At 75.0% G+C, this 24,544-nt stretch carries 28 protein-coding genes and 2 tRNA genes; 23 read left to right on the top strand and 7 right to left on the bottom strand.

Going from position 1 to position 24,544, the window contains the following annotated elements:
* Positions 1 to 44: 44 nt before the first annotated feature.
* Positions 45 to 269 (bottom strand): hypothetical protein, encoded by a 225-nt coding sequence (locus J5O08_RS06460; protein WP_218706057.1) that lies wholly within the window; start codon positions 267 to 269, stop codon positions 45 to 47.
* 348 nt (positions 270 to 617) lie between these two features.
* Between J5O08_RS06460 and J5O08_RS06455 the strand changes: the two genes are divergently transcribed.
* The 11 genes from J5O08_RS06455 (at position 618) to J5O08_RS06405 (ending at position 11,242) form a co-directional block, all read left to right on the top strand.
* The gene (locus tag J5O08_RS06455; protein ID WP_218706056.1) at positions 618 to 1,805 is read left to right on the top strand and encodes an ROK family transcriptional regulator; all 1,188 of its coding nucleotides are present in this window, start codon (positions 618 to 620) and stop codon (positions 1,803 to 1,805) included.
* Between the two features lie 103 nt (positions 1,806 to 1,908).
* Entirely contained in the window at positions 1,909 to 3,204 is a 1,296-nt protein-coding gene (locus tag J5O08_RS06450; protein ID WP_218706055.1) for an extracellular solute-binding protein, read from the top strand.
* Positions 3,205 to 3,275: 71 nt separating this feature from the next.
* Positions 3,276 to 4,247 (top strand): carbohydrate ABC transporter permease, encoded by a 972-nt coding sequence (locus J5O08_RS06445; protein ID WP_218706054.1) that lies wholly within the window; start codon positions 3,276 to 3,278, stop codon positions 4,245 to 4,247.
* The gene (locus J5O08_RS06440; protein WP_218706053.1) at positions 4,244 to 5,215 is read left to right on the top strand and encodes a carbohydrate ABC transporter permease; all 972 of its coding nucleotides are present in this window, start codon (positions 4,244 to 4,246) and stop codon (positions 5,213 to 5,215) included. Before J5O08_RS06445 ends, J5O08_RS06440 begins: the two co-directional genes overlap by 4 nt.
* 1 nt (position 5,216) lies before the next feature.
* Positions 5,217 to 6,311 carry an ROK family protein gene (locus J5O08_RS06435; RefSeq protein ID WP_308281424.1) on the top strand — a complete coding sequence of 365 codons (1,095 nt, stop codon included), beginning with the start codon at positions 5,217 to 5,219 and terminating at the stop codon, positions 6,309 to 6,311.
* Positions 6,311 to 7,105, top strand: coding sequence for a glucosamine-6-phosphate deaminase (gene nagB / locus J5O08_RS06430; protein ID WP_218706052.1), 795 nt, complete (start codon positions 6,311 to 6,313; stop codon positions 7,103 to 7,105). The genes J5O08_RS06435 and nagB overlap by 1 nt, the downstream gene beginning before the upstream one ends.
* An 89-nt stretch (positions 7,106 to 7,194) precedes the next feature.
* Positions 7,195 to 7,533 (top strand): DUF2200 domain-containing protein, encoded by a 339-nt coding sequence (locus J5O08_RS06425; protein WP_308281430.1) that lies wholly within the window; start codon positions 7,195 to 7,197, stop codon positions 7,531 to 7,533.
* 523 nt (positions 7,534 to 8,056) lie between these two features.
* Positions 8,057 to 8,581, top strand: a complete 525-nt coding sequence (locus tag J5O08_RS06420) for an endonuclease domain-containing protein (RefSeq protein ID WP_218706050.1) — start codon at positions 8,057 to 8,059, stop codon at positions 8,579 to 8,581.
* 132 nt (positions 8,582 to 8,713) lie between these two features.
* Entirely contained in the window at positions 8,714 to 9,097 is a 384-nt protein-coding gene (locus J5O08_RS06415) for a DUF3039 domain-containing protein (protein WP_210417289.1), read from the top strand.
* Positions 9,094 to 10,899, top strand: coding sequence for a DEAD/DEAH box helicase (locus tag J5O08_RS06410; protein ID WP_158373920.1), 1,806 nt, complete (start codon positions 9,094 to 9,096; stop codon positions 10,897 to 10,899). The genes J5O08_RS06415 and J5O08_RS06410 overlap by 4 nt, the downstream gene beginning before the upstream one ends.
* Before the next feature lie 187 nt (positions 10,900 to 11,086).
* On the top strand, positions 11,087 to 11,242 hold the full coding sequence (locus J5O08_RS06405; protein ID WP_168217007.1) for a hypothetical protein: 156 nt from the start codon (positions 11,087 to 11,089) through the stop codon (positions 11,240 to 11,242).
* A gap of 97 nt (positions 11,243 to 11,339) precedes the next feature.
* Here the strand turns inward: J5O08_RS06405 and J5O08_RS06400 are convergent, their stop codons facing one another.
* Positions 11,340 to 12,677 (bottom strand): nicotinate phosphoribosyltransferase, encoded by a 1,338-nt coding sequence (locus tag J5O08_RS06400; protein WP_218706048.1) that lies wholly within the window; start codon positions 12,675 to 12,677, stop codon positions 11,340 to 11,342.
* 59 nt (positions 12,678 to 12,736) lie between these two features.
* Here J5O08_RS06400 and clpS point away from each other — a divergent pair, with 59 nt between their 5' ends.
* From clpS to J5O08_RS06365, 7 genes are all read left to right on the top strand, one after another.
* Positions 12,737 to 13,024, top strand: a complete 288-nt coding sequence (gene clpS, locus J5O08_RS20840; protein ID WP_371300440.1) for an ATP-dependent Clp protease adapter ClpS — start codon at positions 12,737 to 12,739, stop codon at positions 13,022 to 13,024.
* Positions 13,025 to 13,750, top strand: a complete 726-nt coding sequence (locus J5O08_RS06390) for a DUF2017 family protein (RefSeq protein ID WP_218706046.1) — start codon at positions 13,025 to 13,027, stop codon at positions 13,748 to 13,750.
* A 10-nt stretch (positions 13,751 to 13,760) separates the two neighbouring features.
* Positions 13,761 to 14,576: a glutamate racemase gene (gene murI / locus J5O08_RS06385; protein ID WP_218706045.1), complete on the top strand. Its 816-nt coding sequence runs from the start codon at positions 13,761 to 13,763 to the stop codon at positions 14,574 to 14,576.
* A gap of 168 nt (positions 14,577 to 14,744) precedes the next feature.
* Entirely contained in the window at positions 14,745 to 15,548 is an 804-nt protein-coding gene (locus tag J5O08_RS06380; RefSeq protein WP_217614251.1) for an MBL fold metallo-hydrolase, read from the top strand.
* 29 nt (positions 15,549 to 15,577) lie between these two features.
* A complete protein-coding gene (gene rph, locus J5O08_RS06375) occupies positions 15,578 to 16,411 on the top strand; it encodes a ribonuclease PH (protein ID WP_218706043.1) in 834 nt (277 codons plus the stop codon).
* A complete protein-coding gene (gene rdgB, locus J5O08_RS06370) occupies positions 16,408 to 17,040 on the top strand; it encodes an RdgB/HAM1 family non-canonical purine NTP pyrophosphatase (RefSeq protein ID WP_218706042.1) in 633 nt (210 codons plus the stop codon). Before rph ends, rdgB begins: the two co-directional genes overlap by 4 nt.
* Complete coding sequence (locus J5O08_RS06365) at positions 17,033 to 18,649, top strand: ABC-F family ATP-binding cassette domain-containing protein (RefSeq protein WP_218706041.1); 1,617 nt, start codon at positions 17,033 to 17,035, stop codon at positions 18,647 to 18,649. Before rdgB ends, J5O08_RS06365 begins: the two co-directional genes overlap by 8 nt.
* 12 nt (positions 18,650 to 18,661) lie before the next feature.
* Here the strand turns inward: J5O08_RS06365 and J5O08_RS06360 are convergent, their stop codons facing one another.
* On the bottom strand, positions 18,662 to 19,354 hold the full coding sequence (locus J5O08_RS06360) for a Pr6Pr family membrane protein (protein WP_308281421.1): 693 nt from the start codon (positions 19,352 to 19,354) through the stop codon (positions 18,662 to 18,664).
* Positions 19,355 to 19,364: 10 nt separating this feature from the next.
* Positions 19,365 to 19,919 carry an NUDIX hydrolase family protein gene (locus J5O08_RS06355; protein ID WP_147796132.1) on the bottom strand — a complete coding sequence of 185 codons (555 nt, stop codon included), beginning with the start codon at positions 19,917 to 19,919 and terminating at the stop codon, positions 19,365 to 19,367.
* 146 nt (positions 19,920 to 20,065) lie between these two features.
* On the opposite strand from J5O08_RS06355, the gene trxA reads away from it, so the two are divergent.
* The gene (gene trxA, locus J5O08_RS06350) at positions 20,066 to 20,437 is read left to right on the top strand and encodes a thioredoxin (protein ID WP_147796133.1); all 372 of its coding nucleotides are present in this window, start codon (positions 20,066 to 20,068) and stop codon (positions 20,435 to 20,437) included.
* A 69-nt stretch (positions 20,438 to 20,506) separates the two neighbouring features.
* On the opposite strand, the gene J5O08_RS06345 is transcribed toward trxA, so the two are convergent.
* The 3 genes from J5O08_RS06345 to bcp all read right to left on the bottom strand — a co-directional run bounded on the left by J5O08_RS06345 (position 20,507) and on the right by bcp (position 22,916).
* A complete protein-coding gene (locus tag J5O08_RS06345; RefSeq protein ID WP_218706040.1) occupies positions 20,507 to 22,111 on the bottom strand; it encodes a methyl-accepting chemotaxis protein in 1,605 nt (534 codons plus the stop codon).
* Between the two features lie 210 nt (positions 22,112 to 22,321).
* Positions 22,322 to 22,404, bottom strand: a tRNA-Leu gene (locus J5O08_RS06340).
* A 41-nt stretch (positions 22,405 to 22,445) separates the two neighbouring features.
* On the bottom strand, positions 22,446 to 22,916 hold the full coding sequence (gene bcp, locus J5O08_RS06335; protein ID WP_218706039.1) for a thioredoxin-dependent thiol peroxidase: 471 nt from the start codon (positions 22,914 to 22,916) through the stop codon (positions 22,446 to 22,448).
* Positions 22,917 to 23,049: 133 nt separating this feature from the next.
* Here bcp and J5O08_RS06330 point away from each other — a divergent pair, with 133 nt between their 5' ends.
* The 4 genes from J5O08_RS06330 to J5O08_RS06315 all read left to right on the top strand — a co-directional run bounded on the left by J5O08_RS06330 (position 23,050) and on the right by J5O08_RS06315 (position 24,470).
* Positions 23,050 to 23,346: a co-chaperone GroES gene (locus J5O08_RS06330; RefSeq protein ID WP_246855405.1), complete on the top strand. Its 297-nt coding sequence runs from the start codon at positions 23,050 to 23,052 to the stop codon at positions 23,344 to 23,346.
* 80 nt (positions 23,347 to 23,426) lie between these two features.
* Positions 23,427 to 23,747: a hypothetical protein gene (locus J5O08_RS06325; RefSeq protein ID WP_218706038.1), complete on the top strand. Its 321-nt coding sequence runs from the start codon at positions 23,427 to 23,429 to the stop codon at positions 23,745 to 23,747.
* Positions 23,748 to 23,825: 78 nt separating this feature from the next.
* Positions 23,826 to 23,898, top strand: a tRNA-Lys gene (locus J5O08_RS06320).
* Positions 23,899 to 24,098: 200 nt separating this feature from the next.
* Positions 24,099 to 24,470 carry an STAS domain-containing protein gene (locus J5O08_RS06315; RefSeq protein ID WP_218706037.1) on the top strand — a complete coding sequence of 124 codons (372 nt, stop codon included), beginning with the start codon at positions 24,099 to 24,101 and terminating at the stop codon, positions 24,468 to 24,470.
* Positions 24,471 to 24,544 lie beyond the last annotated feature (74 nt).

Here is a 24,544-nt window from a genome sequence, read left to right as displayed (position 1 = left end):
CTGGCGTGTCGGGCAGAACGCTCCGGTGTACCGGTGGCGCAGGGTCACGGGGTGTCGTGCTCGCGGGCGTGGCGCCGACGGGCCCGGACGTGCACCACGGTGGCGATTGCGAACGGCACGACGAGCAGCGCCACGGCGCCGAGCAGCATGATCCAGAACGCCCGGGCGGGCGTCGGAGAGCTCAGTGCCGCCGTGGTCGCGCCGACCAGGACGAGGGTGACCGTCGCGACGAGCGCCCGCGCGGGGTGCCGGATCTCTAGCGGACGCACGTGTTCCCCCGGGCCACCGCGATCTCGAGCGTGGTGTTCATGGTCGACTCCTTCGTCGGTCCGGCGGCTGGGCGCCGCCCGGTCCTCCCAGCCTGACGAGGCCCAGGGGTGGTCCTCGGGCCGGGCGCCGGGTACTCACCGTGCGTAACCGGTCCCATCGACTGTCGGGGCCGAGAACAGTGGCTCGGATAGGTGGACTCGGTCCAACAATGAGTGCCGGCTGAGTGGAGGGCGGGCGGAGCGGCCCGCCCGCGCCGCATGTCGCCCCCGTGAACGCCGGGTCACGAAGTGGTCACGGTCACACGAACTCCTTGACGGTGGATTAGTAAGGAAGGTCTACTAACAAACATGACGACGACGACGCCGTCCGCCACCTCGGGCCACCGGGGGGTCGGGCGCACACTCCGCCCGACGGGCAAGGTGCTCCCCGAGCACGCCCGGGCGCACAACCGGTCGCTCGTCCTGCAGCACCTGTTCCACCAGGGCCCGTCGTCCCGCGCCGACCTCGCGCGCAGCACCGGCCTCACCCGGGTCACGGTCTCCGACCTGGTGTCCGTGCTCATCTCCGAGGGCCTGGTCGCCGAGCTCGGCGTCCGCCCGGAGGGGAGGGTCGGCAAGCCGGCGACGCTCGTCGGGATGCGGACCGAGGAGTTCCAGGTCGTGGCGGTCGACCTCGCGGACGACGCCAGCCTGCGCGGCGCGGTCATGACGCTCACCGGGGTGGTCGTCGCCCGGCGCACCGTCTCGCTCGACGGCCGGACCGGCGACGCCGCGGTCGCGGTGCTCGAGGACCTGTGCCGCGAGCTGCTCGCCGCCGCGGACCGGCCCGTCGTCGGCGTCGGCATCGGGTCGCCCGGCGTGATCGACGCCGCCGGGGTCGTCGTGCAGGCGCCCAACCGCGGCTGGTACGACCTGCCGCTGGCCGCGCTGCTCGCCGAGCGGCTCGGCGTGCCGGTGCAGGTCGCCAACGACGCGAACACCCACGCGCTGGGGGAGTACACCTACGGCGGTGCGTCCGGGGCCGGCCTCATGGTCGTCACCGTCGGCCAGGGCCTCGGCGCCGGGATCGTGCTGGACGGCGCGCTGGTGCGCGGCCGCGCGCACGCCGCCGGGGAGATCGGGCACGTCACCGTGGTCGACGACCGCGACGTGCGGGCCGGCGACCCCGAGCCCCGGCCGTGCGCGTGCGGGCGCGCCGGCTGCCTGGAGACGCTGCTCTCCCTGCCCGCGCTGCGCCGCGCCACCGCCGGCCGCAGCCCCGAGGAGTCCGACGCGGTGCTCGCGTCGGTCGGACGGAAGCTGGGCGTGGCCCTCGCTCCCGTCGTCAGTGCCCTCAACCTCGCCGAGGTCCTGCTCTCGGGTCCCCCGGAGCTGCTGGACGGAGCCCTCAGGGTCGAGGCGCTCGCCACGCTCCGGGCCCGGACCCTGCCCCTGCTGGGGCAGGACCTCGTGCTGCGGATGGGTTCGCTGGACGAGGACGGGGCGCTCTCCGGCGCCGCGGCCCTCGTGCTGTCCGGTCAGCTCGGGGTCACGTGACGACCCCGAGCCGACCGCTTGCAGTGCCGGTACCACCACCCCCGGCGGGGCTTGCAGGCCCCGCCTCGCATCAGGGAGGAACACCAACGTGAAGATCGTACGGATGGCAGCCGTCGGTGTGGCGGCGGCGCTCGTGCTGACCGCCTGCTCGTCGGGCGACGACGGCGGCTCGACCGGGTCCGACGGGACCCCCGAGGCCGCGGAGATCACGCTCTGGCTCAACGGGGCGGACACCCCCGACGAGCTGCGCGACTACCTCAAGACGACCTTCGAGGAGGAGAACCCCGGCTCGACCCTCGTCATCGAGGAGCAGGACTGGAACGACGTCGTCACGAAGCTGACGACGGCGCTGCCGGACGAGGCGAACACGCCCGACGTGGTCGAGATCGGCAACACGCAGTCGCCGACGTTCACCACCATCGGCGCGTTCCGCGACCTCACCCCGCTCTACGACGAGCTCGGCGGCGACGACCTGCTGCCGTCGTTCGTCGAGGTGGGCAAGGCGGACGGCAAGAACTACGCGCTGCCGTACTACTTCGGCTCGCGCTACATGTTCTACCGGGCCGACCTGTGGTCCGCCGCGGGCCTCGAGAAGCCGACGACGCTCTCCGAGTTCGCCGACGACGTCAAGGCGCTCAAGACCGACAGCCAGTCGGGCTTCGCGATCGGCGGCCAGGACTGGCGCAACGGCATCTCCTGGGTGTTCGCGAACGGCGGCGAGCTCGCCACCGAGGACGGCGGCGAGTGGACCTCGACGCTGTCCGACCCGAACACCATCAAGGGCCTCGAGCAGTGGCAGGCGGTCTACCAGGGCTCGTCCAACGTCCCGGCCACCGAGCGCGACGTGGCGTACTGGGACTTCCTGAACGACGGCACCGACGGCGCCGCCCCGGCCGCCGCGACGATCATGGCCCCGGGCTGGGCCCGCTGGTCGATCGGCGACCTCACCACGAACGACGACGGTGAGGAGGTCCGCGACGGCATGGTGGACGAGTCGAAGTTCGACATCTTCGCCCTGCCCGGCGTGGACGGCGGCATCGCGCCGGTGTTCGCGGGCGGCTCGAACATCGCCATCTCGGCCAAGTCCCAGCACCCGGAGCTGTCCGAGAACCTGTTGCGGATCATCTTCTCGCCCGAGTACCAGCAGATGCTGGGCGAGAACGGCCTCGGCCCGGCGAACTCGCAGTACGTCGACTCGCTCGGCGACGACAAGTTCGCGCAGACGATGATCGAGACGGCGGCCTCCTCCAAGCTGACCCCGGCGGCGCCGGGCTGGGCGGCCGTCGAGGCGGCGTTCGTCTACGAGGAGCTGTTCCAGGCGATCGCCGAGGGTGGTGACGTGACCGAGCTCGCCGCGCAGTACGACGAGAAGATCACGCCGATGCTCAACGGCCAGTGACGTCCTCCCGGCCGCGGGGCACGCGCCCCGCGGCCGGGACCGTCCGGCCACCGCTCGTCAGGAGAGGTGCCATGTCCACCACCGCGGCCCGCCCCGGGCCGGCCACCCCGCCCGCGCCGCCGGCGGCCCCCGCGCCCGCCGCGCACCGGCCGCGCCGTCGCCGGCCCGGCCTCACCGCCTACGTCCTGCTGGTCCCCGCCGTCCTCGTCCTGCTCGCGGGCATGGGGTACCCGCTGTACTGGCAGGTCGTCACGTCGATGCAGGAGTTCGGCCTGGCGCAGCAGTTCGGCCAGCCGCCGACGTTCGTCGGGCTCGACAACTACGCCCGCATCTTCACCGACGACCGGCTGTGGGCCGTCGTCGCCCGCTCCATCGTGTTCTGCCTGGTCAACGCGTTCGCCACGGTGATCCTCGGTGTGCTGTTCGCGCTGCTGATGAAGGCCGTGCACCCGGTCGTCCGGATCGTGCTGCAGGTCGCCCTGCTGCTCGCCTGGGCCATGCCGATGGTCGCCGCCGTCACCGTGTGGAAGTGGCTGTTCGACTGGCGCACCGGCGTCGTGAACTGGCTGCTCGTCCAGCTGGGCTTCGACCAGTACAGCGGGCACGCGTGGCTCGCCCAGCCGCTGTCGTTCTTCTTCGTCGCGACCGTGATCATCGTGTGGATGTCGGTGCCGTTCGTGGCGCTGTCCGTCTACGCCGCGCTGACGCAGGTGTCCGACGAGGTGCTCGAGGCCGCCCGCATCGACGGCGCCGGCCCGACCCGGATCCTCTGGCACATCACGATGCCGCTGATCCGCCCCGTGCTGTCGATCGTGCTGCTCCTGCAGATCATCTGGGACCTGCGGGTGTTCGCGCAGATCCGGCTCCTGCAGGACAGCGGCGCTCCGGTCAGCGAGACCAACCTGCTCGGCAACTTCATCTTCGAGCTCGGCATCGGCCGGCAGGACTTCGCCGGCGCGGCCGCCGTGTCGATCTTCGTGCTCGCGCTGACCGTGCTGCTGAGCTGGCCCTACGTCCGGAACCTGCTGAAGGAGGACGCATGAGCGCCACCACGTCCCCCGCGGGCCCCGCCGGGTCGGTCGACCCGGTCGCCGCCCCGCCGGCCCGTGCCGGGACGCCCGCCGTACCGAGCGCCTCCGGGCCCGGACCGCGCCGGCGAGCCGCCGGGGGCCGGGTCGGCCGCCGGGTCCGCCGCGCGCTGCTCGGGCTGCTGGCCGTCGTCATCGCCGTGGTGTGGGCGTTCCCCGTCTACTGGATGGTGCTGTCCTCGGTGCTGCCGGGCTCCCGGCTGCGGTCGACGACGCCGACCTTCCTGCCCACCGGCGCCACCCTCGCCAACTTCCGGTCGGTGCTGGACGGGGCCGGGTTCGGCACCGCGCTGCGGATGAGCCTGGCCATCACCGCCGTCACGGTCGTGGCGGTGCTGGTGTTCGCGTTCCTCGCGGCGCTCGCGATCAGCCGGTTCCGGTTCCGCGGGCGGCTGACGTTCGTGATCGCGGTGCTGTTCGTGCAGATGCTGCCCGCCGAGGGCCTGTTCATCGCGCAGTACAAGATGCTGTCCTCGGTCAACCTGCTGAACAGCGTCATCGGCGTCTCGGTCCTGTACACCGCGGCCGTCGTGCCGTTCACGATCTGGATGCTGCGCGGGTTCGTCGCCGGCGTGCCGATCGAGCTCGAGGAGGCCGCGATGGTCGACGGGCTCAGCCGGGTCAAGGCGTTCCTGCGGATCACGTTCCCGCTGCTCGCACCGGGCCTCGTCGCGTCGGGGGTGTACGCGTTCCTGCAGGCGTGGAACGAGTTCACCGTCGCGCTGGTCGCGCTGCCCGCCGAGTCCGCCCGCACGCTGCCGCTGTGGCTGCGGTCGTTCCTCGCGTCGTCCGCGAACCGCGGCGTCGACTGGGGCGAGGTCATGGCCGCGTCGACACTCATCGCCGTCCCCGTGATCGTCTTCTTCCTGCTGGTGCAGGGCAGGATGACCTCGGGGCTGGTGTCCGGAGCGGTGAAGGGCTGACGTGGACGAGCTGATGACCTGGCCGCGCGGGGCGTCCGCGGGGCCGGAGGGGTCGGGCGTGCCGGCGCCGGCCGGGGCCGTGGCCGCCAGGCCCGGGGCGGCCGTGCCGCTCGGGGGAGCGCCGGTGGTCGCCGCCGGGGTGGCCACCACCGTCGCGGGCGGTCCCGACCTTGCCGCTGGGTGGTCCGTCGGGCTCGACGTGGGCGGCACCAAGACGCTCGGCGTGCTCGTCGCGCCGGACGGCGCCGTGGGCCCGTCGGTGCGGCTCGCCGCCCGGTCCGGGGGCGACGGCGTCGCCGGGACCGCCGCGGAGGCCGTGCGGGCGCTGGTCGCGGAGGCCGGCCTGCCCGCGGGCGCGCTGGCGGGGGTCGGCATCGGGCTGCCCGGGATCGTCGACCCCGCGACGGGCCGCGTCGAGCACGCGGTGAACCTCGGGATCGAGGCGGCGGTACCGCTCGCGGCGCAGATGTCGGCCGCGCTCGACGGGGTGCCGGTGCGGCTCGAGAACGACCTCAACGTGGCCGCGCTCGGCGCCGCGCACCTGCTGCCCGACCCGGCGCCCGACCTCGCGTTCCTCGCGCTCGGCACTGGCCTGGCCGCGGGCCTCGTGCTGGACGGCCGGCTGCGCCGCGGCGCCTCGGGTGTGGCCGGCGAGATCGGCCACCTCGTGCACGTCCCCGGTGGGCTGCCGTGCCCCTGCGGGCAGCGCGGCTGTCTCGAGCAGTACGCGTCCGGCGGGGCGCTGTCCGCCGCGTGGCCCGGTCCCGGCGACCGCCCGGCCCCGGTGGCCCTGTTCGAGGCGGCTGACTCCGGGGATGCTGGTGCCGTGGCGGTGCGCGACCGGTTCGCCGGGGCCGTGGCCGCCGCGGTGCGCGTGCTGCTGCTCACCACCGACGTCGCGCACGTCGTCGTCGGTGGCGGGGTCGCCGAGCTCGGCGACCCGCTGCTGCGGGTGGTGCGCGCACGGTTGGACGACGAGGCCCGGGACTCCGCGTTCCTGGCCGCGATGCACATGGCGGAGCGGGTGACCCTCGCGCCGCGCGGAGTGCCGGTGGGTGCCGTGGGCGCCGCGCTGGTCGGACGGAAGGAGTCCTGATGGAGGTCGTCATCGCCCCGGGCCCGGAGCTCGCGCGGCTGGCCGCCGACGCGATCGAGCGGGTCGTGCGGGGGCGCGCCGCGGACGGCGGGCACGCGGTGCTCGGCATCGCCACCGGGTCCAGCCCGCTGGCCGTCTACGACGAGCTCGCCCGCCGGCACGCGGAGGAGGGGCTGTCGTTCGCCGGGGTGCGCGCCTTCATGCTCGACGAGTACGTCGGCCTGCCCGCCGACCACCCCGAGCGGTACCGCAACGTCATCGAGAAGGAGTTCGCGTCCCGCGTCGACATCGACCCGGCCGACGTGCACGGGCCTGACGGCCTGGCGTCGGACATCCCGGGCGCCTGCGCGGCGTACGAGGCGGCCATCGCGGACGCCGGCGGCGTGGACGTGCAGATCCTCGGCGTCGGCACGGACGGCCACATCGCGTTCAACGAGCCCGGGTCCTCGCTGGCGTCCCGCACCCGGATCAAGACGCTGACCCGGCAGACCCGCGAGGACAACGCCCGGTTCTTCGGCGGCGACGTCTCCCAGGTGCCGACGCACTGCCTCACCCAGGGCCTCGCGACGATCATGTCCGCGCGGCACGTCGTCCTGCTGGCGAGCGGCAAGCACAAGGCCGAGGCGGTGCACCAGCTCGTCGAGGGCTCGGTCAGCGCGATGTGGCCCGGCACGATCCTGCAGCACCACCCGCACGCGACGGTCCTGGTGGACGAGGCCGCCGCCGGCCGGCTGCAGCTCGCGTCGTACTACCGGGAGACGTTCGACGCCAAGCCCGGCTGGCAGGGGATCTGAGCGTGCCGGGGGCGAGTGGGGCGGGCGGTCCGGGCGCTGCCGGCGCGGCCGGCGCCGCCGGCGCTTCCGGTGCACCCGGAGGGCACCGGATCTTCGGGACGCCGTTCGCGGCGATCTACCCGCACTACGTGACCAAGGTCGAGCGCAAGGGCCGTGACGTCGCCGACCTCGGCGAGCTCCTGGAGTGGCTGACCGGCTACGACGAGGCGGGCCTGGCGGCGGCCCTGGCGGACGACCGGACGCTCGCGGAGTTCTTCGAGCAGGCCCCGGCGATGAACCCGAACACGACGCTGATCCGGGGCGTGGTCTGCGGCGTGCGGGTGGAGGAGATCGAGGACCCGCTCATGCAGCAGATCCGCTGGATGGACAAGCTGGTCGACGAGCTGGCCCGCGGCAAGAAGCTGCAGAGCATCTTCCGCTCCCCGTAGGGACGTCACCGGCCGAGGTCGTCGGTTGCGCCCGAGGTCGTCGGTTGCGCACCCGCTCAGATGGACGCAACCGACGACCTCGGCGATGGCTGTCCACAGATCTCGGCGGACCACACCGTCGCCGTCCGGCCCCGCGGGATCGTGGGGGATGGCCGACCTCGAGAGCTCCGACGTGCTGCTGGTCCGTGATGCTCCCGTCTCGTCCGGGCGGCTCCGCCGACGGCCCGACCTCGAGCGGGTGCGACGAGGCGCGTACGTGGAGCGAGGCGAGTCGCTCGGCCCTGCGCGGGACCGGCGGCGGATCGCTCTCGCCCGGATCCGGGCGGTCCACCGGCAGACGTCGGGAGCGCGGTGGTTCAGCCACGAGTCCGCCGCGCTCCTCTGGGGGTGCGACGCCGTCGGCATCTCCGGCTTGACGCACCTGATCCAGCCGACCCGGCCGCGGAGCCGGGGAGACGATCCCGTCGTGCGGCATCACGGCGACCTGCCTGCGGAGGACCGGGCCGAGGTGTCCGGGCTCCCGGTGACGACGCTCGTCCGGACGGTGGTGGACTGCGCGGCATCCTTGCCCCCCGATCGAGGGCTCGTGATCGCCGACTCGGCACTCCGAGCCGGGGCTGACGCGGGCGCGCTCGACACGGCCCTGGCCGCTCGGTCGGGGGCTCGCGGGATCGTCCGGGCGAGAGATGTGATCGCCCTCGCGGACGGTCGCGCGCAGTCACCGGGGGAGACGCTGCTGCGCTGGTCGCTGCACTCCGGAGGACTGCCCCCGCCGGAGCTGCAGGTGGAGGTGGTCACACGCCGCGGCCGGTTCTTCCTCGACCTCGGGTGGCCGGTGCCCCGTGTCGCGGTGGAGTTCGACGGGTACGTGAAGTACTCCGGTGCGTTCGGGAGGACGGCGCCGGAGGCGGTGTTCGCGGAGAAGCAGCGGCAGGATGCGCTGGAGGAGGAGGGTTGGCGCGTGCTGCGCGTCACCTGGGACGACCTCCGCGCGCCCGCGCCCCTGGTGGCTCGCGTCGCCCGTGCCCTGTCGCGCTCGTCACGCTGACGAGGTCGGGGGTTCCGCCCGAGGTCGGGGGTTCCGCCCGAGGTCGGTGTTTGCGCCACCTCCCATCTGGACGGAACCGACGACCTCGGCGAAGGCTCGGGGGCGTCGGAGGGGCCGCGTACAGTTGTCGGCATGAGTGAGCCCCTGCCGCCGAGCACCGAGCCGGACCGACTCTCGGACCCCGGCACCGGCGCCGGGACCGGGCTGCTCGAGCGGCCCGCCGAGCAGACCGCCGAGCCCGGGGACCACGAGCGCTTCGCGCACTACGTGCGCAAGGAGAAGATCATGGAGTCGGCGATGTCCGGCAAGCCCGTGGTCGCGCTCTGCGGGAAGGTGTGGGTGCCGGGCCGGGACCCGAACAAGTTCCCCGTGTGCCCGGTGTGCAAGGAGATCTACGAGGGCCTCCGGGAGCCGCAGGACGGCGGCGACGGGGACTCCGGCAAGGGCTCGGGCGGCGGACGCCGCTGGGGCTTCGGCCGCGGCAAGGGGTCCGGCGACTCCTCCGGCGGACAGTGAGCGCCGCGGACCGCCCCGCCTCCGCACCCAGCACGCACGCCTCGCCGTCGGCAGCATCGCAGCTGCCCCCGGCGTTCCCTGCGCGTGCGCCCTGGGGGACGGCGGGCAAGCTGCGTGCCTGGCAGGCCGAGGCCCTCGAGCAGTACCTGACCACCGAGCCGCGGGACTTCCTCGCGGTCGCGACACCGGGTGCCGGCAAGACGACCTTCGCGCTGCGCATCGCGACCGAGCTGCTGCAGGCCGGCATCGTGCGCCGTGTGACCGTCGTCGCGCCCACCGAGCACCTCAAGCACCAGTGGGCTGACGCCGCCGCGCGGGTCGGCATCAAGCTCGACCCGAACTTCAAGAACTCCCAGGGCCGGCACGGGCACGGCTTCGACGGCGTGGCGCTGACCTACGCCGGCGTCGCGTCCAAGCCCGCGCTGCACGCCGCCCGCACGACCGCCGCCCGCACGCTGGTGATCCTCGACGAGGTGCACCACGGCGGCGACGCGCTGTCCTGGGGCGACGCCGTGCACGAGGCGTTCGAGGGCGCGACCCGCCGGCTGTCGCTGACCGGCACCCCGTTCCGGTCCGACACGGCGCAGATCCCGTTCGTCGAGTACGAGCGCGGCGTCGACGGCATCCGCCGCAGCAAGGCCGACTACACCTACGGGTACTCCGAGGCGCTCCGGGACCACGTCGTCCGCCCCGTGCTGTTCCTCACGTACTCCGGGTCGATGCGCTGGCGCACCAAGGCCGGCGACGAGGTCAGCGCGCGCCTCGGCGAGCCGCTCACCAAGGACATGACGGCGCAGGCGTGGCGCACGGCGCTCAACCCCGACGGCGAGTGGATCCCGTCCGTGATCGCCGCGGCCGACCGCCGGCTGACCGAGGTCCGCCGCACCGTCCCCGACGCCGGCGCGATGATCATCGCGACGGACCAGACGGACGCCCGCGCGTACGCCGGGCACATCGCCCGGCTCACCGGCAAGTCGCCGACGGTGGTGCTGTCCGACGACGACGGCGCGAGCGCCCGCATCGACGAGTTCTCCGCCTCCGACGACCGCTGGCTGGTCGCGGTCCGCATGGTGTCCGAGGGCGTCGACGTCCCGCGGCTCGCCGTCGGCGTCTACGCCACCAGCACCTCGACGCCGCTGTTCTTCGCGCAGGCCATCGGCCGGTTCGTGCGCGCCCGCAAGCGCGGCGAGACGGCGTCGGTGTTCCTGCCGAGCGTGGCCCCGCTGCTCGCGCTGGCCAACAGCATGGAGGTCGAGCGGGACCACGCCCTCGACCGCCCGCTGACCGCGGAGGAGCAGGGCGAGGGCTACAACCCCGAGGACGCGCTCGTCGCGCAGGCCAACCGCGCCGAGAAGGGGTCGGACGCGCTGCAGGGCACGTTCGAGGCGCTCGAGGCGCAGGCGTCGTTCGACCGCGTGCTGTTCGACGGCGGCGAGTTCGGCACCGGCGCGGACGTCGGCTCGGACGAGGAGCTCGACTTCCTCGGCCTGCCCGGCCTGCTCGACCCCGACCAGGTGACGACGCTGCTGCGGCAGCGCCAGGCGAGCCAGCAGAGCGCCAAGCGGTCCAAGGCGCAGCCCGCCGAGGACCGCGCGGAGATGGACCACCGCAAGCAGGCCGAGCTGCGCAAGGAGCTCGCCCAGCTGGTGGGCGCCTGGTCCCGCAAGAGCGGGCAGCCGCACGGCGCGGTGCACACGGAGCTGCGGCGCCGGTGCGGCGGGCCGGAGGTGGCCCTGGCGGACCCGAAGCAGCTCGAGGCGCGCGTGGCGATGCTGCGCGGGTGGTTCGTCGGCAAGCGCTGACCGACATCACACCCGGTACGGACCCGCAGGTCAGCGGGTCGGCGTGTACCACCGGTCGTCGGATCCGCAACCCGTGCGCTCGACGTGCCGAACCTCAGGATCGGTGTCATCGTCATCCCCGTGAACAGCGCGTTCACCGGGAGAAACCCGGTGGGCGCGATGCCGTAGGACGAAAGGGAGCCGTCAGATGCCTACGTGGCTGATCCTCATCATCATCGGTGCCGTGCTGCTCATCGTCGGCGTGGCGGTCGAGGCCGCCAAGATCCTCATCTGGATCGGTATCGCCGTCCTCGTCGTGAGCCTGATCCTCGGGCTGCTGCGTCGGGGGAAGGCCCGCGTGTAGCGACACCGCACCACGCACGACGACGCCCGCGCACCCCCCTGGAGCGCGGGCGTCGTCGTGTGTCCGGGGCCCCCCGGGGCTCCGCGCCCCCCGGCCCTCAGAGCGTGAGCGTCACCGTCGGGATCGCGGCCTCGTCGGCCGAGAGGCGGCGGGCGCCGCGCGGGAGCTCGTCCCGGGACGCCGCGTGCCGGGCCGTCGCCGCGGCGACGCCCTCCGCCCCTGTCAGCCCCGGCAGCACCTCGCCCTGGCGCACGAGCGGCACCACGAGCCCGCGCAGGTCGTCCTCGGCCGGCGCCCACGCCGCGACCGCCTCGTCGGGGCCGTCGACCACGACCTCCTCGACCGCCCGGCCGTCGCCGTCGAGCCGCCGGGCCGCGGACTTCCGGCCGCCGACCGACTCCTTGGCCTTCGACGCCTTCGCGACCGGCGCGAGCCGGCCGTCGGACCCCTCGCGGGCCACGAGCTTGTAGACCATGCCGCAGGTCGGCGCGCCGGAGCCGGTGACCAGCGAGGTGCCGACGCCGTAGGAGTCGACGGGGGCGACCGCCAGCGCCGCGATCGCGTACTCGTCCAGGTCCGAGGTGACGACGATCTTCGTGCCCCGCGCGCCGAGGCCGTCGAGCTGGGCCCGGACCTCCTGCGCGAGCACGCCGAGGTCGCCGGAGTCGAGCCGCACCGCCCCGAGCCCGGGGCCGGCCGCGGCGACGGCCCGCTCGACGCCCCGCCGCACGTCGTAGGTGTCGACCAGCAGGGTCGTGCCGGCGCCCGCCGAGGCGACCTGCGCGGCGAACGCGGCCTCCTCGTCGTCGTGCAGCAGCGTGAAGGCGTGCGCGGCGGTGCCGATCGTGGGCAACCCGTACCGGCGGCCGGCCTCGAGGTTGGACGTCCCGGCGAACCCGGCGACGGCGGCGGCGCGCGCGGCGGCGACGGCGGCCTGCTCGTGCGCCCGGCGTGCGCCCATCTCCAGGACCGGCCGGCCGATCGCGGCCGAGGTCATCCGGGACGCGGCCGACGCGATCGCGGAGTCGTAGTTGAGCACCGAGAGCACGACGGTCTCGAGCAGCACGGCCTCGGCGAACGTGCCCTCGACGGTCAGCACCGGGGAGTGCGGGAAGAACATCTCGCCCTCGGCGTAGCCGTGGACCGAGCCCGTGAACCGGTAGTCCGCGAGGTACGCCAGCGTGGCGTCGTCGACGACCCGCTCGCGGGCGAGCCAGTCCAGCTCCTCGGGGCCGAACCGGAAGTCGGCGAGCGCCTCCAGGACGCGCCCCGTCCCGGCGAGCACGCCGTACCGGCGGCCGTGGGGGAGGCGCCGCGTGAACACCTCGAACACGCACCGGCGGCCGGCGGTGCCGTCCGCGAGGGCGGCCTGGAGCATGGTGAGCTCGTAGCGGTCGGTCAGCAGGGCCGTGCTCGGCGCGCTCGGTGCGGTCATGTGCCCACGGTAGGCGCCGACCTGCGGGTCCGCGTCGCCGCGGGACCTACAGTGGTCGGGTGTCCGTGGAGATCGCACCCGAGGAGACCGCCCGCGCCGACGGGCAGCTCGCCGACGCCTGGGTCACGATCGTCTGGAACGACCCCGTGAACCTCATGTCCTACGTGACCTACGTCTTCCGGTCGTACTTCGGCTACCCGCAGGAGAAGGCGGAGAAGCTGATGCTCGAGGTGCACGAGGAGGGGCGCTCCGCCGTGTCGACGGGCAACCGCGAGCAGATGGAGGTGGACGTGCAGGCCATGCACTCGTTCGGCCTGTGGGCCACCCTGCAGCGGAGCGACGCCTAGGTGCGGGCGTTCCGGCGGGACGGCGACGAGCTCGTCGCGGAGGTCGACCCGGGCGAGCGCGAGGTGCTCGCGACCGTGGTCGCCGACGTCGCGGAGCTGCTGGGCGGCGGGCGGTTCGAGGACCGCGCCCGGGAGACGGGCAGCGCGCGGCCGGGGAGCGGCACCGTGCCCGACGACGCCGCGGCGCTCGCGATGCGGCTGCGGCTCGACCCGCTGCCCGCGCCCGACGACCCGGCGGTGCACCGGCTGCTGCCCGACGCGTCGCGGGACGACGACGCGGTGGCGGCGGAGTTCCGCCGGCTGACCGAGGACGACCTGCGGCAGCAGAAGATCGACCGGCTGGCGGTGCTGTTCGACGCGCTGACGGTCGAGGCGCTGGGGCACGGGGCCGACGAGCCCAGCGACGAGGACCACCCGCACCGCCGCCGCCGGTCCCGGGGCCGGCACGAGGCCGTCGCGGTCGTGCGCGTCACGAAGGAGCGGGCCCCGGCGCTCGCGGCCACGCTCACCGACGTCCGCCTGGTGCTGGGCGAGCGGCTGGGCGTCGTCGACGAGGAGGCGAGCGAGCGGCTGGAGCACGAGGTGGTCCGCGGCCGCCCCGGCGACGCGGAGGGCCAGGCCCGGCAGTACCTCGGCTCGGTGTTCCTGGCGCTCGGCTGGTGGCAGGAGACGCTGATGGCGTGCCTGCTCGCCGACCTGCCGGACGCCCCCGGCCGCCGGGACTAGGATCGGTGCCGTGAACGACGCACCCATCGGGATCTTCGACTCGGGGGTGGGTGGGCTCACCAACGCGCGGGCGATCATCGACCAGCTCCCGCACGAGTCGGTGCTCTACATCGGCGACACCCTCAACACCCCGTACGGCACGAAGCCGCTGGCGGCGGTCCGCGCGCACGCGCTGGAGGTGATGGACGACCTGGTCGACGCCGGCGTCAAGATGCTGGTCATCGCCTGCAACACCGCCTCGTCCGCCGTGCTGAGGGACGCCCGCGAGCGGTACACGCTGCGCCGCGGCCTGCCGGTGGTCGAGGTGATCCTGCCGGCCGCGCGCCGGGCGGTCGCCGCGACGCGCACCGGCAGGATCGGGGTGATCGCCACCGAGTCGACGGTGAAGTCGAAGTCGTACGACGACGCGTTCGCCGTGGCCCCGGGGGTGCAGCTGACCACCCAGGCGTGCCCGCGGTTCGTGGAGTTCGTCGAGGCGGGCGTCACGTCCGGGCCGGAGCTGCTGAGCGTCGCCGAGGAGTACCTGCGGCCGGTCAAGGAAGCCGGCGTCGACACGCTGGTGCTCGGCTGCACGCACTACCCGCTGCTGACGGGCGTCATCTCGTACGTCATGGGCGAGGACGTCACGCTGGTGTCGTCCGCGGAGGAGACCGCCAAGGACGTGTACCGCCAGCTGGTGGCGCACGACCTGGAGCGGGACCCGGCTGCCGGCGCCCCGGAGCACCGGTTCCTCGCGACGGGCGACCCGGACTCGTTCGCGACGCTGGCCCGGCGGTTCCTCGGCCCCGAGGTGCGGCACGTGGAGGCGCGCGGCGCGCTGCGCTGAGCCGGGGCGCGGCCGCGACGCCCGTCGGGGCCCCGCCGCCCCGTGACGAGCGACACGTCCCCGCGGGGACCGACGGCCGCCCGCCGCGGCGCCCCGCACGGCATCATGGCTCCCTGGGCCGCCGTCGGACGTCGGTGCGCCGACACGCAGCGGAAGGGGCACCCGCGGATGAGGCTCGTGGTCGTCGGCAGCGCGGGCTCGTTCCCCGGCCCGGACTCGGCGGCGTCGTGCTACCTCGTGCAGGCCGAGGGGCCGGACGGCGCGGGCGGCACCCGGACCTGGAACGTGCTGCTCGACCTCGGCAACGGGGCGCTGGGCCCGCTGCAGCGCCACCTCGCCCCGGCCGACCTCGACGCGGTCGCGATCAGCCACCTGCACGCCGACCACGTCGCGGACGTCGTCGTGCTCGGCGTCATGCTGCGCTACGACCCGCGCGGCGCCCGGCCGACGCCGCTGCCGCTGCACGGCCCCGAGGGCGTCCGCGAGCGGCTGGCGCAGCTGTCCGGCCACGACCCGGCGACCAGCACCGCCGACCACCTCGCGCTGGGGACCTGGCGCGCGGGGGAGCCGGTGCGGGTCGGGCCGCTGACGATCGAGCCGGTGCCCGTCGAGCACCCGGTGCCCGCGTTCGGCTTCCGGGTCACCGGGCCGTCCGAGGCCGACCCGGCGCGCACGGTGACGCTCGCGTACACCGGCGACACCGACGAGTGCCCTGGCCTGGACGAGCTGGCGGCGGACGCGGACCTGCTGCTCGCCGAGGCCGCCTACCTGGAGTCGACGCCCGGGGCGCCGCGCGGCGTGCACCTGACGGGGCGGCGCGCGGGCCTGGCGGCGCAGCGCAACGGGTCCCGCCGGCTGCTGCTCACGCACCTGGTGGCGTGGAACGACCCGGCGGAGAGCCTCGCCGAGGCGGCCGCGGCGTACGACGGGCCGCTGGACCTGGCCCGGCCGGGGACGGTCGTCGCGCTCTGAGGCCCGGCGCGGGTCGTTAGGCTCGGGGGATGACCTCCGACCCCACCGTCACCACCTCCGCCGCGCCCGCGACCGGCCGCGCGGCCGCTCCCCGCGGCGACGGCCGCGCCGTCGACGAGCTCCGCCCGATCGCGATCACCCGCCGCTACCTGGACGCGGGCGAGGGCAGCGTGCTCGTCGAGTTCGGCGGCACCAAGGTGCTGTGCGTGGCGTCGTTCACCGCGGGCGTGCCGCGCTGGCGCAAGGGCTCCGGCGAGGGCTGGGTCACCGCCGAGTACGCGATGCTGCCGCGCGCCACGTCCTCCCGCTCGGACCGCGAGTCGGTGCGCGGCAAGGTCGGCGGCCGCACGCACGAGATCTCCCGGCTGATCGGCCGGTCGCTGCGCGCGATCATCGACGTCGCGGCGCTCGGCGAGAACACGATCGTCCTCGACTGCGACGTGCTGCAGGCCGACGGCGGCACCCGCACCGCGTCGGTGACCGGCGCCTACGTGGCGCTCGCGGACGCCGTCGCGTGGGGCATCGCCCAGGGCTCGGTCGACGCCCGCAAGGTCGTGCTGCGCGACTCGGTGTCGGCGGTGAGCGTCGGCGTGGTCGGCGGGCGGCCCGTGCTGGACCTCCCGTACGAGGAGGACGTGCGCGCGGACACCGACATGAACGTCGTCGTCACCGGCTCGGGCAGCTTCGTCGAGGTGCAGGGCACGGCCGAGCACGCGCCGTTCGACCGCGCCGAGCTCGACTCGCTGCTCGACCTGGCGCTGGTCGGCACGTCGGAGCTGGCGCGCGTGCAGCGCGAGGTGCTGGCGCTGCCGGCGGGCGAGACCGTGACGGTGCGGGGCGGGGCGCAGGCGGTGACCGCGTGACCGGCCCCGCCCGGCTCGTCCTCGCCACCCACAACGCGCACAAGCTCGGCGAGCTGCGCGCCATCCTCGTACCGGCCCTGCCCGGGCTGGACCCGGACTCGGTGGTCGGCGCCCGCGACGTCGGCGCGCCCGAGCCGGTCGAGGACGGCGTGACGTTCGCGGAGAACGCGCTCATCAAGGCCCGCGCGCTCGCCGCGCACACCGGCCTGCCCGCGGTCGCGGACGACTCCGGGCTGTCGGTCGACGTCCTCGGCGGCGCGCCCGGCATCTTCTCGGCCCGCTGGTCCGGCCGGCACGGCGACGACCGCGCCAACCTCGACCTGCTGCTCGCGCAGCTGTCCGACATCGCGCCGGAGCATCGCGCCGCGCGGTTCACCTGCGCCGCGGCGCTGGTCACGCCGGACGGTGAGGAGCACGTCGAGCTCGGCCACCTGGTCGGCACGCTGGCGACCGCGCCGCGCGGCGAGCACGGGTTCGGCTACGACCCGATCCTGGTGCCCGCGGGCGGCGACCTGACCTGCGCGGAGCTCGCCCCGGAGGAGAAGAACCGCATCTCGCACCGCGGGCACGCGTTCCGCGCGCTGGTGCCCGCCGTGGTCGCCGTGCTCGGCCGGGAGCCGCGTGGCTGACGTCCACCTGGTCGCGGACGGCCTGACCTTCGGGTACCCGGGGCGGCCGGTCCTCGACGGCGTCGGCCTGTCCGCGTCGGCGGGCGACCGGGTCGGCGTCGTCGGCGAGAACGGCGCCGGCAAGACGACGCTGCTCCGGCTGCTCGCCGGCGACCTCGCCCCCACCGCGGGCGAGGTCCGGCGGTCGGGGTCGGTGTCGGTGGTGCAGCAGGAGCTCGACGTGCCGCCGGGGTCGACCGTCGGCGACCTGGTGCGCCGGACCGCGGCGCACGTGCGCGCGGCGGCGGACCGGCTGGACGAGGTCGTCGCGGGCTTCGACCACGAGGGCGGCGACCTGGGGGCCCTGAGCGACGCCATCGCCGCGGTCGACCGGCTCGCCGCCTGGGACGTCGACCGGCGCGTCGACGAGGCGCTCACCCGGTTCGGCGCCCCGCGGGACCCGGAGCGGCGGCTGGACAAGCTGAGCGTGGGGGAGGCGTACCGCGCGCGGCTGGCCTGCCACGTCGCCGAGCGCGCCGACGTCCTGCTGCTGGACGAGCCGACGAACCACCTGGACGTCGGCGGCATCGACTACCTGACCGCCCAGCTGCAGCAGTGGCCGGGCGTCGTCGTGATCGTCACGCACGACCGGCGGCTGCTCGACGACGTGATGACCGCGATCCTCGACCTGGACCCGTCGATGGACGGCCGCCCGGTGCTCTACGGGGCGACCCGGTACGCCACGTACCGGTTCGCCAAGGACCAGGCGCTGCGTCGCTGGCGCGCGCGGTACGCCCAGGAGCGCAAGCGCGCGGCGAAGCTCGCCCAGCGGCTCGACGAGTCCTACGAGGGGCTGTCCGACGAGTGGCGCCCGCCCAAGGGCTCGCAGAAGCACCGCCGCGGCACCCGCGCCCGGATCCACGTCAAGGCCGCCGACCGGCTGGTGCAGAAGCTCGAGGCCGAGGCCGTCGAGGTGCCGGTGCCGCCGCCCGCGCTGGCGTTCCCGGACCTGCCGAGCATCCCCGCCGACTACGCGGGCGGGCCGCTGCTCGAGCTGCGCGCGCCGCGCGTCGAGGGCCGGCTGGACCTGCCGGGCGTGCGGGTGGACCTGCCGCCGGCGGGCCGTCTGCTGGTGACCGGGGCGAACGGGGCCGGGAAGTCGACGCTGCTCGGCGCGCTCGCGGGCCGCACCCCGCTGGACCGGGGGCACCGGTCGGTCGCGCCCGGGGTCCGGCTCGGCGTGCTGGTGCAGGACGACGACAGCCCGGCGCGGCTGGCGACCACGGGGTTCGAGGCCGCCGCGCGGCGCGCGCTGGACCTGCTGCGGTCCGGGGCCCTCGACCCGGCGCACGTGCTGCCGGTGGCGGCGCTGGGCCTGCTCGAGGAGGAGGACCTGGACCGGCCGCTCGGCGAGCTGTCCGTCGGGCAGCGGCGGCGGTTCGAGCTCGCGGCCGCGCTGGTGGCCGCCCCGCACGTGCTGCTCCTGGACGAGCCGACCAACCACCTGTCGATCGCCCTGGTCGACGAGCTGACGGAGGCCCTGCGCCTGACGTCGGCGGCGGTGGTGGTCGCGACCCACGACCGCGCGATGCGCGCCGACCTGGCGGACTGGCCGGCGATCGAGCTGTAGCGCGGCCGCGCGTCAGGGTGCGCGCGGCGTGGCCGGGAGGACGCGCTCCAGGAGGCGGACCAGGAGGGCGAGCACCAGGAACGCCACCGCGACCAGCGCCGTGTTGCGCGCGGCCGTCGCCAGGCCGAGCGCGCCGGCGTCGAGGAACGGGTACGGGTACCAGCCCGTCGCCGCCCCGCGGACGAACGTGTACGCGATCCACGCCAGCGGGTAGAGGACCGACCAGGCGACGGTCGCGCCGCCGAACCGCGGGCGCGGGCCGACGAGCAGCCACACCACCCAGGTGCCGACCGGCGTCACGGTGTGCAGCAGGAAGTTCGCCAGGTCGCCCGACGGGGTCAGGTCGACGCCCGCGTCGGCGAGGACCGTGTGGTAGACCACGCCGGTCACGGCGATGCACAGCAGCGCGTCCAGGTGCAGCACGGCCATGACGCGCCCGGTCCGCGCGGGCCGCGCGGCGTGCAGCGCCGACGCGACCAGGACGAGCAGGTTCGACTGGATCGTGAAGTAGGAGAACAGCCGGACCAGCCGCTCGGTGGTCGTGCCGGCGTCGCCGGGGCCCTCGGTGAGCGCGCGGGACACCTCGAGCGCGACGCCGCCGGCGGCCGCCAGCGCGAGCAGCGCGTGCAGCAGGCGGGCGACGGCGAGCGCCGCGGACCCGGCCCGCGCGCCCGGGGCGCCCGGGGTCCGCGCCTCGGCGGTCACGCCCGCCGCCTCAGGGCATCCGGCCGACGTGCGCCATCGCCTGGCGCAGCAGCAGGCCCTGACCGCCGTTCATCTCGACCTGCACCTGCTCGCTGCACGCCTCCTCGGGCGTGAGCCAGGCCAGGTCGAGCGCGTCCTGCTGCGGCCGGCAGTCGCCGGTCACGGGCACGACGTAGGCGAGCGACACCGCGTGCTGGCGCGGGTCGTGGTACGGCGTGACGCCCGGGGTGGGGAAGTACTCGGCGACCGTGAACGGCTGCGGCGTCGGCGGCACCTGCGGCAGCGCCACCGGGCCGAGGTCCTTCTCGATGTGCCGGAGCAGGGCGTCGCGCACCCGCTCGTGGTACATCACGCGGCCGGAGACCAGCGCGCGGGACATCACGCCCTCGGGCGTCACCCGCAGCAGCAGGCCGACGGCGACCACGTCGCCGGAGTCGTCGACCCGCACGGGCACGGCGTCGACGTAGAGCAGGGGGAGCGAGCGGCGGGCCGCCGCGATGCCCTCGGGACTCAGCCACCCGGAGGGGCGCTCGGGCTCGCGGGGCAGGTCAGCCGTGTCGGTCACCCGGCAGTTGTACCCCGGTCCGGGGGCCGGGCGACAGCCCGACGCGCGGTGCAGCGCTTCCCCGCGGGCGCGGCCCTGGCCGCCCGGGAATACTGGACGGGGTCCGGGCGCTCTACTGGCGTCACATCGACAACAGGAGGCGACTGATGGCAACGACCGAGCTGACGGCCGACACCATCCAGAAGACCATCACCGAGAACGACATCGTGCTCGTGGACTTCTGGGCGGACTGGTGCGGGCCGTGCAAGCGCTTCGGACCGATCTTCGAGCAGTCGTCGGAGACCCACACCGACGTCGTGCACGCGAAGGTGGACACCGAGGCCGAGCAGCAGCTGGCGGCCGAGCTGCAGATCACGTCGATCCCGACCCTGATGGCCTTCCGCGAGGGCATCCTCGTGTTCAACCAGGCGGGCGCCCTCCCGGCGCCGGCGCTGGAGCAGGTGGTCGACGCGGTCAAGGCGCTGGACATGGACGACGTCCGCGCGCAGATCGACGCCGCCCGGGCGGCGCAGAGCTGACCCGAGCGCACCGCATCCGAAGACGCCCCCGCACGCGAGCAGCGTGCGGGGGCGTCGTCGCGTCCGGGCTCAGTGCCGGAACTGCGCCACCCGGCTCCGCAGGTCGTCGGCCATCCGCGCGAGCTCGGCGATCGACTCGCCCATCCGGCCGAGCTCCTCGGTGCTCCCGGCGGAGGCGTCCGCGACGCCGGTGATGGTGGCGGCGATCTCGCCGGACCCGGCCGCCGCGTCCCCGACCGAGCGGCTCATCTCGGTGGTGGTGGCGGTCTGCTCCTCGACGGCGGACGCGATCGTCGTCTGGTAGTCGTCGATCCGCGCGATGATCGTGCCGATCTCGCCGATGGCGGCGACGGCGCCCTCGGTGTCCGCCTGGATCGTCTCGACGCGGCGCGCGATGTCCTCCGTGGCCTTCGCGGTCTCCTGCGCGAGCTCCTTGACCTCGCCGGCGACGACGGCGAAGCCCTTGCCCGCCTCGCCGGCCCGGGCGGCCTCGATCGTGGCGTTCAGGGCGAGCAGGTTGGTCTGCTCGGCGATGCTCGTGATGACCTTGACGACGTTCCCGATCTCCTGGGACGAGGTGCCCAGGCGGGTGACCTGCTCGTTCGTGCGCGCGGCGGCCTCGGTGGCCTTGCCGGCGACCGCGGCGGCCTCGGCCGCGTTCCGCGCGATCTCCCGGATCGACGCGCCCATCTGCTCCGCGCCCGCGGCGACCGTGTGCACGTCCCGGTTGACCTGCTCGGCCGCGCCGGCGACGACGACGGCCTGCTCCGAGGTGCGGTCGGCGCCCGACACGACCTGGCCCGCCGAGCGCTCCAGCCGGCCCGCGGCGTCGGCCACGGTGCGCGCCGTCCCGTCGATGCCGGAGACCGTCTCGCGGAGCGCGGCGGTCGCGCGGTCCAGCGCGGCGGCGGTGCGGCCGATCTCGTCGGCGCCGGTCACCCCGCTGGCCACCGTCAGGTCGCCGCCGGCGAGGGACTGCGCCGCGTCGGCCACCCGGTTCAGGCGGCGGCTGAGGCGGCGGGCCACGACCACACCGGCCACGGCCGGCACGACGGCCGCCACGCCCAGGGCGATGAACTCCAGGAGGACGGCGCGGTCGCCGGCGGCGGTCGCCTCCCGGGCGGCGTCGGCCGCGGCCTCCGTCTGGGCCTGGATCAGCGCGTCCACGCGCGTGGCGGCGCCCCGGGCCGCGCTGTCGGCGCCCTCGCTGGAGCCCACCAGGTTCTGGTACGTGGTCAGCGCGGTGCGGAGGTCCGCGGCGGCGGTGCCCAGCTCGTCGGTCAGCGCCGGGATCGCGGCGTACTCGTCGAGGGCGCCGAGCGCCGCGCCGACGGCCTCGCCGCGGTCGTCCGCCAGGCCGTCGGCCCGGAACGGGTCGCCCGCGTCGCGAGCCGCCCGCATGTCGGTGCCGATCGACTGCGCCTCGTTGAGGTGCGAGGCCACCTGGCTGGCGAGCGCGAGCCCGGTGACGTGGTCCGAGTACATCCGCTCGGTGCGCTCGGTGCTCTGCCACAGCGTGAGGATCGAGATCCAGCCCAGCAGGCCGGTCATGGCGATCGCCGCCGAGACGGTCAGCAGGATCTTGCCGGTGAAGCCGAGCCCCCGGCCGTGGCCCGCGGCGGCCGCCGCCGTCGCCCCGTCGTCCCGACCCGTCGCACCCCTGGTCCCGGTCATCCGTCGGCCTCTCGTCGCGCGCGGCGCGGGCGGCCCGCCCGCGCGGGACACCGTCACGGGGTCCCGTCTCCCCGTCGAGCGGGTGAGACGCGGTCTGAGGGGTCCGCCGGGCGGTCACCCGGACGGGGTGCGCGGGGGCGGGCATCCGGGTGGCCGGCGAGCCGGGCGGGTGACACCCGGCCGCACGGCGTCCTGCCCGGTCGCACGGGGTGCGGGAGACGGGATTCGAACCCGCACGCCCTCTCGGGCACCAGGACCTAAACCTGGCGTGGCTGCCGTTTCACCACTCCCGCGACGGCTCCGGCGGCGCGGCGCCGGGGCCGGGCTCCGGCCGTCAGCCGTCGATGCCGAGGTCCCGGCGCAGCTTGGCGACGTGCCCCGTGGCCTTGACGTTGTACTGCGCGAGCCGGACGGCGCCGTCGGGGTCGACGACCACGGTCGACCGGATGACGCCGATCACCGTCTTGCCGTAGAGCGACTTCTCGCCCCACGCGCCCCACGCCTCGAGCACGTGCTTCTCCGGGTCGGAGACGAGGGGGAAGGTCAGCGCCTCCTCCTCGGCGAACCGGGCGAGCTTCTCCGGGGAGTCGGGGGAGACGCCGACGACCGCGTAGCCGTGCGCCTGCAGCGACGCGAGCGAGTCGCGGAAGTCGCACGCCTGCTTGGTGCAGCCCGGGGTGCCGGCCGCCGGGTAGAAGTACACGACGACGCCCTGGCCGCGCAGGTCCGACAGGGTCAGCGAGCCGCCGTCGGCGGTCGGCAGCGTGAAGTCCGGGGCGGTGTCGCCGACGGCGAGGCGGGGCATGGCGTCTCCTGGCTGGTGGGTGCGGCACCCGCGCGCGGCGGGCGCCGTCAGCGTACGACGGCCGGGCGGTAGCGTCTGCCCCGTGAGTGCACAGCGCCCCGAGAGCCCGACCCGCCCCGAGCTGCCGATCCGGATGCTGAACGACCGGCTGCTCGTCCAGCTCGACGCGGACGCCTCGGAGCGCCGGTCGAGCGCCGGCATCGTGATCCCCGCCACCGCCGCGGTGGGCAAGCGGCTCACCTGGGGCTCCGTCGTCGCCGCGGGCCAGCACGTGCGGCAGGTGGCCGTCGGGGACCGCGTCCTGTTCGACCCCGACGAGCGGGCCGAGGTCGAGCTCGAGGCGCAGACGTACCTGCTGCTCCGGGAGAAGGACGTGCACGCCGTGGCCGAGCCGCGCGACGGCGGCCAGGGCACCGGGCTGTACCTGTAGGACCCCCTCCACCTGCCGCGGCGGGAGGGTTGTTCGCCCTCGGCGTCACCTGTTGCGTGGTCCCTGGTGACGGTGTTCCCATGAGCGCAGGAACGACCCCGGGGGTGGCCGCGATGGACGACGAGACGCAGACGGCCGTGCAGGACGAGCGCGGAGCAGGGGGCGACGCGACGGGCGTCGTCATGGATCTTCTGGCCGAGCACGTGCCGCTCACGCTGCTCGCCGACCTGGCGGTGGCGGAGCCGCGGTCCGACGCGATCCTCGCGGCCGAGGGGCTGCCCGAGGACGCCTGGTGGGAGGGCGAGGACGAGGGCGACGACGGACCGTCCGCGGCCGGTCCGAGCGCCGAGGACGACGTCCCCGCCGACCCCGACGCGGCCGGCGGTCCGCAGCCGGCGTGACGTCCGCCACGTCGGGCCCCTGAGCGGGGGATCCGATTAGCGTCCGGCGCCACCGGGCTGCTAACGTTTCTCCTCGTTGCGCCATTAGCTCAATTGGCAGAGCAGCTGACTCTTAATCAGCGGGTTCGGGGTTCGAGTCCCTGATGGCGCACTTCAGAAGGCCCCCGACCAGCGGAGACGCTGGGCGGGGGCCTTTCTCGTGCCCGCGCGCGGTGCCGTCCGGCAACGCCGCGCCGGTGCGCGCGGGCCGGCCCGGTGCGGTGGCGGACGCCCGGGGCCCGCTGTCGATCCCGCGCGCCTCGCCCGGCCGTCCTGCCCTCGGCTGCGGTCGGCGGCACGCATACTGGAACCGTGCCGAACACCGTCGCCGCCGACCCGACCCCGCCGCTCCCCGACCGGGGCCACGTGTGGGTCGACGACGCGGACCCCGCCCTGCTCCGGATGCGCGGGGAGGTCGACGTCGCCGTGGTCGAGGAGCTGCGGGACCGGCTGGGCGCGGTCAGCGCGCGCGGCACGGACCTCGCGGCGGTGCTGCCCCAGGTGCGGGCGGTCGACATGTCCGAGGTGACGTTCGCCGACTCGTCGGCCGTCGGCCTGCTCGCCGGGCTCGTCATGGCGCTGCAGCCGGAGGGCGCGTCGCTGGCGGTGCGGGGGATCGGGCCGACCGTCGAGACGCTGCTCGAGGTGACCGGGCTGCTGCCGCACCTCGTCGTCGAGGGCTGACGTCCCGAGGGTCAAAGGTCTTACCTTTCACCCCGCCGCGTGCTCACCCGCGGCGGGCGCCGTCCGATGGTGTC

Origin of the sequence: Cellulomonas sp. PS-H5 (genome assembly GCF_019265565.1) — a bacterium.
GTDB lineage: Bacteria > Actinomycetota > Actinomycetes > Actinomycetales > Cellulomonadaceae > Cellulomonas.
This window is presented reverse-complemented; position numbering and strand designations above follow the sequence as displayed.

Bases quoted from the DNA above. Each gene is read 5' to 3' on its own strand.
- J5O08_RS06455 (WP_218706056.1), top strand. From the start codon at position 618: ATGACGACGACGACGCCGTCCGCCACCTCGGGCCACCGGGGGGTCGGG.
- J5O08_RS06450 (WP_218706055.1), top strand. From the start codon at position 1,909: ATGGCAGCCGTCGGTGTGGCGGCGGCGCTCGTGCTGACCGCCTGCTCG.
- J5O08_RS06445 (WP_218706054.1), top strand. From the start codon at position 3,276: ATGTCCACCACCGCGGCCCGCCCCGGGCCGGCCACCCCGCCCGCGCCG.
- J5O08_RS06440 (WP_218706053.1), top strand. From the start codon at position 4,244: ATGAGCGCCACCACGTCCCCCGCGGGCCCCGCCGGGTCGGTCGACCCG.
- nagB (WP_218706052.1), top strand. From the start codon at position 6,311: ATGGAGGTCGTCATCGCCCCGGGCCCGGAGCTCGCGCGGCTGGCCGCC.
- J5O08_RS06415 (WP_210417289.1), top strand. From the start codon at position 8,714: ATGAGTGAGCCCCTGCCGCCGAGCACCGAGCCGGACCGACTCTCGGAC.
- J5O08_RS06405 (WP_168217007.1), top strand. From the start codon at position 11,087: ATGCCTACGTGGCTGATCCTCATCATCATCGGTGCCGTGCTGCTCATC.
- J5O08_RS06400 (WP_218706048.1), bottom strand. From the start codon at position 12,677: ATGACCGCACCGAGCGCGCCGAGCACGGCCCTGCTGACCGACCGCTAC.
- J5O08_RS06380 (WP_217614251.1), top strand. From the start codon at position 14,745: ATGAGGCTCGTGGTCGTCGGCAGCGCGGGCTCGTTCCCCGGCCCGGAC.
- rph (WP_218706043.1), top strand. From the start codon at position 15,578: ATGACCTCCGACCCCACCGTCACCACCTCCGCCGCGCCCGCGACCGGC.
- trxA (WP_147796133.1), top strand. From the start codon at position 20,066: ATGGCAACGACCGAGCTGACGGCCGACACCATCCAGAAGACCATCACC.
- J5O08_RS06345 (WP_218706040.1), bottom strand. From the start codon at position 22,111: ATGACCGGGACCAGGGGTGCGACGGGTCGGGACGACGGGGCGACGGCG.
- bcp (WP_218706039.1), bottom strand. From the start codon at position 22,916: ATGCCCCGCCTCGCCGTCGGCGACACCGCCCCGGACTTCACGCTGCCG.
- J5O08_RS06330 (WP_246855405.1), top strand. From the start codon at position 23,050: ATGCTGAACGACCGGCTGCTCGTCCAGCTCGACGCGGACGCCTCGGAG.
- J5O08_RS06325 (WP_218706038.1), top strand. From the start codon at position 23,427: ATGAGCGCAGGAACGACCCCGGGGGTGGCCGCGATGGACGACGAGACG.